Annotated in this window: 8 protein-coding genes, 2 tRNA genes and 2 pseudogenes; 3 read left to right on the forward strand and 9 right to left on the reverse strand. The window is 65.4% G+C overall.

Going from position 1 to position 11,228, the window contains the following annotated elements; all coding sequences use genetic code 11:
- Positions 1-28: 28 nt before the first annotated feature.
- Positions 29-1,492 carry a GTPase domain-containing protein gene (locus BW737_RS14095; protein WP_086615496.1) on the reverse strand — a complete coding sequence of 488 codons (1,464 nt, stop codon included), beginning with the start codon at positions 1,490-1,492 and terminating at the stop codon, positions 29-31.
- A gap of 301 nt (positions 1,493-1,793) precedes the next feature.
- Here BW737_RS14095 and BW737_RS14100 point away from each other — a divergent pair.
- Positions 1,794-1,869 (forward strand) — tRNA-Arg (locus tag BW737_RS14100).
- 70 nt (positions 1,870-1,939) lie between these two features.
- On the opposite strand, the gene BW737_RS14105 is transcribed toward BW737_RS14100, so the two are convergent.
- Positions 1,940-2,248, reverse strand: coding sequence for a hypothetical protein (locus tag BW737_RS14105; protein WP_086615497.1), 309 nt, complete (start codon positions 2,246-2,248; stop codon positions 1,940-1,942).
- Positions 2,249-2,726: 478 nt separating this feature from the next.
- On the opposite strand from BW737_RS14105, the pseudogene orn reads away from it, so the two are divergent.
- Positions 2,727-3,307: pseudogene (gene orn, locus BW737_RS14110) on the forward strand (oligoribonuclease).
- Between the two features lie 178 nt (positions 3,308-3,485).
- Positions 3,486-3,561, forward strand: a tRNA-His gene (locus BW737_RS14115).
- 336 nt (positions 3,562-3,897) lie between these two features.
- Here the strand turns inward: BW737_RS14115 and BW737_RS14120 are convergent.
- The 7 genes and pseudogenes from BW737_RS14120 to BW737_RS14145 form a co-directional block, all read right to left on the reverse strand.
- The gene (locus BW737_RS14120) at positions 3,898-4,782 is read right to left on the reverse strand and encodes a DNA adenine methylase (RefSeq protein ID WP_086615498.1); all 885 of its coding nucleotides are present in this window, start codon (positions 4,780-4,782) and stop codon (positions 3,898-3,900) included.
- Between the two features lie 4 nt (positions 4,783-4,786).
- On the reverse strand, positions 4,787-6,289 hold the full coding sequence (locus BW737_RS14125; RefSeq protein ID WP_086615499.1) for a hypothetical protein: 1,503 nt from the start codon (positions 6,287-6,289) through the stop codon (positions 4,787-4,789).
- Between the two features lie 252 nt (positions 6,290-6,541).
- Positions 6,542-6,859: a hypothetical protein gene (locus BW737_RS14130; protein ID WP_086615500.1), complete on the reverse strand. Its 318-nt coding sequence runs from the start codon at positions 6,857-6,859 to the stop codon at positions 6,542-6,544.
- 202 nt (positions 6,860-7,061) lie between these two features.
- A pseudogene (locus BW737_RS19610) lies at positions 7,062-7,217 on the reverse strand (helix-turn-helix domain-containing protein); the annotation flags it as partial.
- An 85-nt stretch (positions 7,218-7,302) separates the two neighbouring features.
- Positions 7,303-7,722 (reverse strand): hypothetical protein, encoded by a 420-nt coding sequence (locus tag BW737_RS14140; RefSeq protein WP_257210889.1) that lies wholly within the window; start codon positions 7,720-7,722, stop codon positions 7,303-7,305.
- A gap of 216 nt (positions 7,723-7,938) precedes the next feature.
- Positions 7,939-8,826 carry a DUF3387 domain-containing protein gene (locus BW737_RS17090; protein ID WP_257210890.1) on the reverse strand — a complete coding sequence of 296 codons (888 nt, stop codon included), beginning with the start codon at positions 8,824-8,826 and terminating at the stop codon, positions 7,939-7,941.
- The gene (locus tag BW737_RS14145) at positions 8,823-11,114 is read right to left on the reverse strand and encodes a type I restriction endonuclease subunit R (protein WP_218961929.1); all 2,292 of its coding nucleotides are present in this window, start codon (positions 11,112-11,114) and stop codon (positions 8,823-8,825) included. The genes BW737_RS17090 and BW737_RS14145 overlap by 4 nt, the downstream gene beginning before the upstream one ends.
- Positions 11,115-11,228 lie beyond the last annotated feature (114 nt).

Below are 11,228 nucleotides of genomic sequence, written 5' to 3' on the forward strand. Positions count from 1 at the left end.
GCCGGGACGGCGGCGGCGAGCACGTCGGTCAGGGTCTGCGCCAAAGAGGTCTTGGCGTCGGCCACCGCCTGCCCGAGCCTAGGCGGTTGGCGGCGGCGCGGGCGCCGTCGACGCCGGCGGCGGCGGAGATCAGCAGGTCGCCGGCCCCCTGCATGGTCAGACCCTTGGGCGGGGCGGTGATGCGGGAGGTCTGGTCTGCGGCCCAGGCGTCGACGACGGCGGTCGCGTCGGCGTCGACGGGAAGCAGCTCGTCGGCGCGGGCCGCGGCGCCGGCCTCCTGCCAGGTGCGGGCGGCGTCGTCGTGAACGGTTACCAGGGCCGCCTCCAGGCGGGAGGCGACGGATTCGCGGACGTCGGCGGCGAGCGTGGCCAGGGCGGCGGCGCGCGCCTTGCCGGTGCGTCCGAACCAACCGGAGCGGAGCTTGCCGCCCTGGGCGAGCGGGGCCAGTGGGCCGCCGGAGGAGGCGAGGGTGATCCAGCGAGTGGTAGGGGCGCCCTGCGCACAGGAGCCGCGCTCGACGTCGGCGCGCAGGTCCGCGCCGGGAGCCTCTAGGAGGTGCTGGGAGGCACGCTCCAGGCGGGTGGCGGCGTCGTCCTGGGCGTCGACGCCGTCGGCGAGGGTGAGCAGATCCGCGCGCAGGCCGGTCCACACGCCGCGGCCGGTACGGCGCACGAGCCCCGCGGCGCGGTGACGGCCGGCCAACAACTGCAGCCAGTCGCGCAGCTCGCCGACGGAGGCGTCCGGCAGCAGGCCCTCGTGGGGGCCGGCATCGGGGACCACGAAGAAGGGGGATTCGGCCAAGCCGAGTCCATCCAGGCGTTCGATCAGGTCGCGGCGGACCTCGGCCAGCACCTTCACGGGCACCCGGTTCAGGACCACACCGATGGGCGTTTCCCGACCGGCCGCCTCCTCCAGGGAGAGCCAAGGGGTTTGATCGCCGTAGCGGGCGGCGGTGGTGACGAACAGCCACAGGTCGGCGGCGTCGAGCAGCCGGGAGGCGAGTACGCGGTTGCTCTCCTGTACGGAGTCCAGGTCGGAGGCGTCCACGAGAGCCAGGCCGGCGGGGACGGCGGCGGAGGCGACGGTCACACAGACCTGGGCGATCGGATGGTCGGTGAGCGAGTCGCGGTCCTCGGGGTTGACCACCAGCACCGGGGTGCGCGTGGTGGGGCGCAGCACGCCGGCGTCGGATACCTCCTGGCCGAGCACCGAATTGACCAGCGTGGACTTGCCGGCGCCGGTCGAGCCGCCAACCACGACGATCGCCGGAATATCGGCGTCGGCAAGCCGTGGGAGTACGTGATCGCGGATCTGGGCGATGAGGCTGTCGCGCAGACGGCGCGCATCCTCGGCGCCGGCGGCGTTCAGGGTCAGGTCGAGGCGGGACAGGTCCCCCACGGTGTCGGTGAGGACGTCGATGAGCTGTGCGCGGCTGAGCGCGCAGACGGGGACGTCTTCTCCGGCGGACAGCGGGGAAGCAGTTGAGGCCATGGTCCAACCTTAGGCGGAAGCGAGGCGAAGCCGTATCGACCCGCCATTGCGTGGGCTGGGCCGGGGCGGGCGGGCGTTGCCCCATCCTCGTCCCCACCGCCACCAAACGCCAGGGGCGCGCCCGAGCCAGCGGGCGGCAGGCGGGCCGGCCAAGGGCGCGCCCGAGCCAGCGGCGCGAGCCGACCCGCGGCGGACGAACCGACCAGAGGCGCAAGCCGACCCGTAGCGGACGAACCGACCAGAGGCCGCCCGCCGTCTCAAAGTGGGAACATGCGCCCATGGTGACGTAGTCTGAGCGCAAGCCTCCGTAGCTCAATGGATAGAGCATCGGCCTTCTAATCCGCAGGTTCCCGGTTCGAGTCCGGGCGGGGGCACCAACAACCACACCCACCAGACGAACTCATCCGCCCGAACCCGCCCCACCACACACATGTCAGAAGAGCCGCATCACCGCGGTTCACCGGGGGCGAGATTCATCCGATACCCGGTTCTCTCTTCTGGTGCCGCACGGTCCCACGAGTCTTGCCGACGCCGGTACTCTGCGGCCTCGTCAAACAGGTCCGCGACTACCTCGGCAGTAAACGCATCCATGATCCGTTGCCGCGCCTGCGCCAGGAGGCCCGCCCACTCCGGAGCGAAATCCCCCTGGGCGTCGACGGCGATGTTGTCGTAGGCGAGCTCGTACCCGAGGTGATAAAGCCCGGGACCGTTATAACTAAGCCGAACCCCGAGCGGCTTCACCGCCTCATTCGCCATAGCCGCAATCCGCTCGGCTGAAAGCACTCGGTGGTGGGCGAGGTTGTTATATGCGTCTCACTCTTCCACCTGGCGACGCCACGAGTAGAGGGCGTAGCGAGGTCGTCGTTGCCGTAGTCGTATTCGACGCCTGGTAACGGCAGAAGATAGAAGATGCCGCGCTGTGCCACCTTCCGCAGCCGGACATTGGTCGACGATTCGACGGGGTCGCCGTTCACCCAGTTGACCCGCATGATGGCAGGGGTAGGCGTCACTTCGGCTTCAGTCCTCTCCTCTTGCCAAGTCGTCCTCGGCGGGCGGGCCGGTAACCGCCCGCTACCTGCGGCAGCATACGCTCTGCCTGAGCGGACTAGCTTCACCCTGAGTGGGCAAGTACCGCCAATGCCCCATAGCCCCGGCCCGCCCACCCGGGTCTAGACTCGCGACCGTGAGCCGACAGATAACTACCGCCGATCCCCTGGTGTGGATCGACTGCGAGATGACGGGCCTGAACCTGGAGACGGACGCTCTGATCGAGGTGGCTGTGATCGTCACCGACTATGAGCTCAAGCCGCTCGACAAGGGCATCGACGTCCTGATCAAGCCGCCGGCGGCCGCCCTGGAGCAGATGGGCGACTACGTGCGCGAGATGCACACCAGCTCCGGCCTGCTGGAGGAGCTCAAGGAGGGGCTGACGCTCGAGGAGGCCGGCCACGCGTCCTGGACTATGTGAAGTCCCTGGTGCCGGAGGCGGGCACCGCGCAGCTGGCCGGCAACTCGGTGGGCACCGACAAGGCCTTTCTGGCCCGCGACATGCCGGAGCTCATCGAGTACCTGCACTACCGGATCGTGGACGTGTCCTCCATCAAGGAGGTCGCCAAGCGCTGGTTCCCGCGCACCTTCTTCCACGCCCCGGAGAAGCACGGCGGGCACCGCGCACTGGCCGACATCCTGGAGTCGATCGACGAGCTGCGCTACTACCGCGAGGTGCTGTTTCCCAAGGGTGAGGGCCCCACGAGTGAGGAGTGCCAGGCGGTCGCCGACCGGATCGTCGCGCACCCGACGGCGGAGCTGCTCTGACGGCGGCGACGCCCGTATTCGAGCCAGTTTCCGCCAGTCCGCCCGACGGCGAGGCGGCTGTCCCGACGTGTGCGCTCGCTCCCCTGCTGCGAAGGTGACGTAGTACACGGAGTCCGGATTGGTGCAACCGCATGTGAGCCGATAAAGTACCGACTCGGTGCGACGACGTCGCCCCATGGTGGCTGTAGCTCAGTCGGTAGAGCGCCTGGTTGTGGTCCAGGAGGTCGCGAGTTCAAGCCTCGTCAGCCACCCCATTGTGAATCGTTGCTATTTCAACGAATAGTAGCGGTCAGGGCGTGAGGCACTGGCGTGCGGTGTCCGAAGCCCTGTCGTCCGGGGTCTGCGGGCACTCCTGCCCCAGGAGCACCCGCACGCCAGCTCTCGCACCTGACCTTGTGCCTCCTCCGGCGAACTTCTTTTGTTTGCAACACCGCATTAGGTGCGTAGCGTGGCCTGGCGGACGACGACGCCCCAGCACGGAATGTCGAGCGCGACCGCCAGGGCACCCGCCACTTGCCCAGCGCGTCGGTAGTCGGTCTCAGGAATCGGCCATGGGGGTGGATTGGGCGGCACCATTGACATGAATGTCATCAAGACGCAGCGTCAACCCAGCGGGCGTAGACACCGGGGGTGATCTCGAGTCCACCGGGGACGTTGAGTCCGGGCCCGTAGACTATGGTTTCCCTGCCGATGTGCTGGATGGCTGCGGTGTGGGCGATGTTGAAGCGGGCGCAGCGTTCTGCGCCGTACAGGTCCGCCCAGATGACCTTCTTGTCGTCATAGGTCAGCAACCACGGATAGGGGGATCTCAGCAGGGTGTTGGCCAGGGCCTTGTGTCCGTCTGCATCGAAGGCATGAAGGTAGAGGTTGTTCCCCTGTTCGATGTAGGGAGGATCTGCGTAGATCAGCACGTCCTCCTCGTACCCTTCCAAGGTGCGCAGGAAATCAATCCCGTCCATCTGGGTCACGCCGATGCGATCCCCTAGCGCGGCCACGGCCTGGACACGGGCGGTCAGGTTCTTCTTGTTGAAGCGAGCATCGATCTTCCAGTCTCCGGTTTGGTCGAGTCCGCCGATGGGTCGGGCGTCGAGAATGCCCGAGCGGTTGGTGCGGTTAAGGAAGAAGGTGGCGAACCCGAGCGCGAGGTCGTCTACTTCCCCGGCCTGGTAGGTGGCACGCTGACGGTGCCACTCGTCGATGGTGACTGAGGTGGTGCTGATAAGCTCGCAGAACGCGTCGGCCCCGTCGTTGGTGGTGATGGTGCGCCAAAAGGCGGCGATGCCAGCGTTGATGTCGTTGATATGCACCTGGTCGACGATGCCGTCGCTCAGTAGTCGCAAGGCGGCCCCAGCCCCGCCGGCGTAGGGCTCGGCATACTGGGTTGGAGTCGGGTCCTGTGCCGTAATGAGTCGCGCGAAGAACGGCGCCAGACGGGCCTTACCGCCTGGGTAGCGCAGCGGGGATAAGTACCTCACGGGATCAAGAATGCCCTTTTTTGCCGCCCGTGGCCACCCCGTTGTCGGCCTGCCGCAGATTGGCCTCCATTGCGGCAAGCATCGGGGTGTAGAGATTGTTGATGTGGCGCACTTCTGAAGGTGCGTTGCGATAAAGCGTTCGATGAACGAAGTCGTTCATCGTCTCAACTGCCAAGCCGTGATTCCCATGATCGGAGTGCTTCCACACCTCGTGCAGACGTTCGTCTCGGCATCTCTTCTTGTTCGCCACGTTCGGGTCCAGTGTTTCGAGGCTCTTGGTGACGCGTTGCCATAGCGCTTTGGGTTCGGGTTTGTCGTGGCGTTCTAGGAACACGGTGCAGGCGAGGTCTACTACGACGCGGCACAGCACTCCGCAGGCTTCGGCGTTGGCGTTGATGGAGAACTTCTTTGCCTGCACGCCGATGGCGTTCGTACGATCTCCGAATTGGTCGAAGGAGACGCCGGGGAAGAGCCTGTCTCCAAGATCGCTCCCCGGTGGCGGGTTGGGTGGCGTCGGACCGAGCGGGTCTTGGTTGGCCGGCTCAGGGGTAGGTTCGTCCTGCGCTCCGTGTGCGTGCTGGTCGTCCGCTTCGGTCTCCGGGTCGGGAGCGGTGTTTTGGTCCTGGTCTTCGTGCTCGGGTGTATCTGGTGCCGGCGTTGCAGCGTCGGCTTGTTTTTCGTCTGCCGAGGGCAGCAGGTCCGCGTGCCTTTCCTGCACGTAGTGCTTTACATCTGCCCGTGTCGCGCGGGACCAGGGCTGCCCCTGCTCGGTGCGCCCGTCGAGGATGTCTGAGAACAGTTGCCTCAGGAATGGGCGCAGTTGCGCTGCCGTGTACTCGACTTGCAGCGTCCCATGCTTGTAGTTCAGCCCGAGGTTAGGTCGAACCTCCACCATGAGGACGCGTTTGAGTGTCGTGAGCCGTTCGGTGCGTATACGAGCAACATAGGTCGTCATCTCCGCGTCGCCGCCATATTCGCGGTCACACCATTTGAGCAGTTCCATATGGATGGGGCTGGCGCCGCCTTGCCTCTCCTGGAAGCGCGCGACCTCGTTGCTCCTCCATGGTTTGAGCCCTGCGCCGCCATTCTCCCCCGTATGGCGCAGAAGCTGGAATTGCTCGTACTCGCTGCGGGCATCGAAGACGATGGCCTTGACCCGGTCCGGCAGGTCTGTTGCATCCTCCGCCAACGCAGAGAAACGGTCACGCAACTCCTGCGTTGGCGCCAATGACGGCCTGTTAAGGAGCTTGAGGGTGGTCAACCTCCGGTTCCCCTCGACCACCACCTTCTGCCCGTCTTCGACGGCGACTGCGATCAGCTGGGTCGGGTCGAGCCCTCCTTCGTCGATAATGGATTGCGCCAGCTTCAGGATTTCCCGCTGAGACTTCTTGTTGGTAAGCATCTCTGCAATCGCCGCGTCCTGCCCATCGACGCCATCCGGGAACCGCGCGTTATCTATGTCAAGGCGCAGTGCCGAAACCTTGATGGTCTGTTCGCGGTATCCCATATCGGGTCTCCTCTTCAGGGTAGGTCTTGAACTCTTCGTCGAGGTCGTCCCGCCAAGCGGTCAACCGCTAAGCCTCGTCCGGTAGATCGTCTTCCTGTTCGTAGCCCGCAGGCCACACCAGCGTCGCAGCGGGCGTCTGATGCGGAATTGCGCTCGCGGCATCCGTGTGACCGCACAGGGCAGCAGCGGCCCGCGCCGCGGTCGTGACGTGGTCCCATAGGACATGTGTCGCCCAGGGGGCGTACCTATCAATCAGGCGGTTACCCCTTCGTCGGTGCTGGTGTCGTAGTGTTCGATGTCGTCAGTAACGAACGTGAGCGCTGCTGTTGCTCCTACGATCCAGTCCCCGCTGGTGATGAGCATGTCCCCGAAGAGCGCGTACGGGGTCGGCCCCTGTGGCGGGACTGCTTCGTAGTTGATCGGCTGGTGGCCGATCGCCCAGGAGAAGATGTTCTGCTCCTGTCCGGATGACTGCACGATGAGGCGGCTGATGCTCAGACCAACTGGTGTGGCGGAACGGATCGTCAGTGCTTCTGGGGAACCGGGCGTGCTGTCGGCGTGCGCTGTCATCGAGCGAAGGCTCCTCGCTGTGAGCTAGCAGGTTTCCAGGTGTATGCGGCCTCGTGTTCCGGAGCCCCCGCAACGCTCGCAGCTCGGAAGGGGCGTACGTCGTGGTGGATGACGACGCCGACCGCCTTGGCGTAGCGGCGCAGTGTGGATAGCGGACGTCGGTCTGGCCGGACTCGAAGCGGGACACCGCCGCTTGGTTGGTGCCCATTTTGCGGGCGAGGTCCGCCTGGCTCATGCCCACGGCCTTGCGCGCGGCGACTAGATCGGAGAAGAGCCGTCGTTCTGCGGACTTGAGTTCCCGAGAGTGTCGGTGACCGGGGGCGTTCCGGTCCTCGTCGAGTAGTTCGTAAAGATCCATTGGTCGGCACCTCCCACGCCATGTCGTTTAAGACATATTAGGTTCTGGGTGGCCGGGTGTAAACCTGTCGGGGCAGGAGGCCTGGTCACATCGTCTCGCCCACGGGACGGTAGTGCTCCCTCCACCAGCGGTCGAAGCGGCGCTGTGCCTCCCTGATGTGCTCGTTCTGCTCCTCCAGCCCAAGCTCACCATCGCCCTTGTGCTGCAAGCCCAGGAGCAAGAGCATGCCCGCGAAGTCGGACGGCTCGGTGAAGTACAGTCGCAGGTGGCGCCGCCTTCCATCAAGGTTGAACGTGCGAGCGATGCGCGCTTCGAGCACGTCCTCCACGCCCGCGACCTTTCCGCCTGCATGGCAGACCACACCTTTGGTGTAGGTGGAATCGAATGTGAGCTCCCCCGATTCGGCCGCCCGTATGAGATCTTCCAAGTCGGCGAGCAGTTCCTCCCACTCGCCCTTACTGATGCATGCACGCAAAGCTTTCATCTCTGTGAGCACGTACGCCACGCCCCGCTCGTCCCGGGCGAACTCACGACGCCCACCCTGGTGGCATGAACGCACTCCAAGGCCGAAGCGCGGATCATCGGCGAGACGGCTCATCACTCGTTCCCCTTCGGACAGATCCACAACTACCGCAGCCGCCACATCGGCTAAGACTCTCGTCCAGGTCCGTCCCAGCACGCTTAAGCATGGCAAGTCTCACCTTCGACCTATATATCCCCTCTAATGGTAGTCATGCTCCGCGTACTGGGGAGCCAGCACTTCCATCTGCTCGATGACCAGTTTCACCGCGCCCGGCTGCTTGTCGGGCGGGTAGTGGTAGCGGCGCAGGAGGCGCTTGATCTCGGCTCGGAGCTTGGCCTGCACGTCAGAGCGCCGGGTCCAGTCGGTGCGGGTGTCGCGCCGCATGATGGCTACCAGTTCACGGGCGATCTGGGCCAGCACGTCGGTTCCCTGCTCGAGCACGGCCGAGTCATTCTGGCTGACCGCGTCGTAGAAGGCGAGCTCGTCGTGGCTGAGCGGCGGGTCGAACTGCTTGCCACGATCGGCCTCCCCCGCCACTTCCTGGGCCAGCTGGTACAGCCGCTGCATGACCTGGGCAGCGGTGAGCTGCTGGTTGGTGTAGCGGTTCATCAGCTCCCTAACCCGCTCACTGAACGCCTTGCGCCGCACCACGTTGTTTCGGGTAACCCGGTTCGCCTCATCGATCAGCAGGTCGCGCAGGGCCTCGATCGCCAGGTGTGCCCGGTCTCCCTTGGCTGCCTGGTCCAGCGACTTCGCATTCAGGTTGCGGATATCCGGGCGCTCCAGGCCCGCCGCCTGGTAGATGTCGGTAATCTCGCCGGCCGCGGTGGCCTGGGCGACGGTTCCGCGTAGGGCGCGAGCAATCTCCTCGGGGATGGCCTCACCACTGGCGCGGCGCTCCATGGCGTCGTACTTGGCCATCCAAATGCGTACTTGTTCATAGAAGCGAATCTCGTTCCGCATCTCGGTCAGTGTCTCGGCCCCGGAGGCCAGTGCCCACATCCGGCTGAGCTGACCGGACAGCGTCCGGTAGCGGTCAGCGAGCGTCGGCGTCCCTTCGGGCACGCGGTTGCCCGGGGTGTTCACGGAGCGCAGGTAGTTGACGGCACCACCGACGGCTTGAACGCCCGCCTGGGGTCGCTGCTTGTCATGATCGTCTGCCAGTCGAACCCAGCAAGCAGTTCGCGCAGGGCCGCCATCAGCTCACGGACGGCAGCGGCGGCCTCGTCGATGTCACGGCCCAGAGGCCGGTGCTGCTGGTCGCCGGGACTGTACTCCTTCAGGGCATCGCGCAGGTTGTCGACCAGCGGCGCATAGGCGACCATTAGACCGTCCTGCTTGCCCCGGTAGGTGCGGTTTACGCGGGCGAGGGTCTGCATGAGCAAAGCGCCCTTGAGCGGTCGGTCCAGGAAGAGGGTGTGCAGCGGCGGAGCGTCGAAGCCGGTGAGCATCATGTCCTTAACGATCACGAGTTCGAGCTCGTCGTTGATGTCCTTGAGCCGGTTCTTGATGACCTTGTTCTCGGAGTCCCGGCGCACGTGCTCGCGGATAGGCGGCTGGTCCGCGGCGGTGCCGGAGTAGACGACCTTGATTACCCCGGTGTTGATGTCATTGGAGCGCCAGTCCGGCTCCAGCTTGACGATCTCGGCGTAGAGATTGGCGCAGATCTCGCGGGTGGAGCAGACGATCAGCGCCTTGCCGTGCGGCTTGGTGTTGTCATCCGGGTCCGTGGGCTGCAGGGCCTCTTCCATGGCCTTCCGACGGCGCTTCCACTGCTCAACAATGTCCGCGGCCAGCGCTCTCAGCCGCTCGGGAGCACCATAGATAGCGTTGATGACGGCGACCGACCGTTCGATCCGAGCGCGTTCGACGTCGTCGAGTCCCGCGGTCTGTTCATCGGCGACGGCGTCCAGTTCCTCCTCGGTCACGCCGTCGGCTAGCCCTACTCGGATGTGCCGCGGCTCAAAGTAGACGGGCACGGTCGCGCCGTCGGACACGGCGCGGCTGAGGTCGTAGACGTCGATGTACTCGCCGAAGACCTCTCGGGTATTGCGTTCGGTCAGGCTGACCGGGGTGCCAGTGAAGGCGATCATCGTGGCGTTCGGCAGCGCGTCCTTGAGATGGCGGGCGAAGCCGTCGAGGTCGTCGTAGTGGCTGCGGTGGGCTTCATCGACGATGACGATGACGTTGTGCCGGTCGCTCAGTTCGGGGTGTGCCAGCCCGGCACTGCGCTCGTCGGCTGAGCGGCTGAACTTCTGCAGGGTGGTGAAGTAGATGCCGCCACTGTTGCGGTTGGTCAGCTGCTCGCGCAACTCGTTGCGCCGCCTGATCTGGATGGGTTCTTCCAGCAGGGTGGAGCGCTTGAAGGTGTCGTAGAGCTGGCCGTCGAGCTCGGTGCGGTCGGTGACCACCACAATGGTGGGGTTGAGCATGCGGGGGTGGCCGATCACCAGGTTGGCGTACAGCTCCATCTCCATCGACTTGCCCGATCCCTGGGTGTGCCAGACCACTCCGGCACGACCGTCGGCGTTCATCGCCGCGAGGGTCTTGTCAACGGCCTTGCGTACCGCGAAGTACTGGTGGGGTTTGGCGATGCGCTTGGTCCGGCCTTCCTCAGAGACATCGAAGGCGGTGAAGTTCCGGGCGATGTCGAGGAACCGGGTCGGCTCGAACAAGCCCCAGGTGAGGGACTCGATCTCGGGATACTCGGGGTTGGTCTCTACCGGATTGCCGTCCTCGTCAACCTTCCACGGAGAGAAGTGATTGAGTGGAGTGAACGGGGTGCCGTAGCGGGCGGCGATGCCGTCGGTGATCACGGTGGCGACGACGGTGCGGAAGGCCATCGGGAACTCGTCCAGGTAGGTGGCGAGCTGCGCATGTGCCTTGGCAATCGTGGCGTCCTTGGACCCGGCATTCTTGAGCTCGATCAGCGCCAGCGGCAGGCCGTTGACGTAGAGCACGACGTCGAAGCGTCGGTGCTGCTGTCGGTCCTGCACAGTCACCTGCTGCACGGCTCGTAATGTGTTCTCGTCGGGGTCTTCGGACACCAGGCGCAAGGTGGGGGTTTCCTCTCGCCCGGACGCATCGGTGTAGGTCAGGCCCCGGAACCCGTGCACCAGGAAGTCGTGGAAGATCATGTTCTCCGCCAGCGGGTCCTGCGACGCCGGCTGTAGGATGTCGGCCTTGGCCTGCTGCAGGTACTGGTCGGGGATCGTGGGGTTCAAGCGGCGCAGCGCTCGCAGGAACTCGTCGTGCAGCACCGGGTCTGCCGACGACGCCCGTTCGACGGCGATTTCCGTCCCGTTGCCGGGCCGCCAGCCCAGCTCGCCCAGCCAGTCGAGCATGGCCTGCTCCCATTCGGACTCGTTGATCATCACAGCACCTCTTCAACTTGGGCGACAGCATCCTTCACGCGCAGAGTGCCGTCCATGAGTGGGGGTAGTAGGGCGTCGCGGAGCTCAGCGAGAGTATGGGACTCGACCGCTAGC

The sequence above is a fragment of the Actinomyces ruminis genome (genome assembly GCF_002154335.2).
GTDB classification, from domain to species: domain Bacteria; phylum Actinomycetota; class Actinomycetes; order Actinomycetales; family Actinomycetaceae; genus Actinomyces; species Actinomyces ruminis.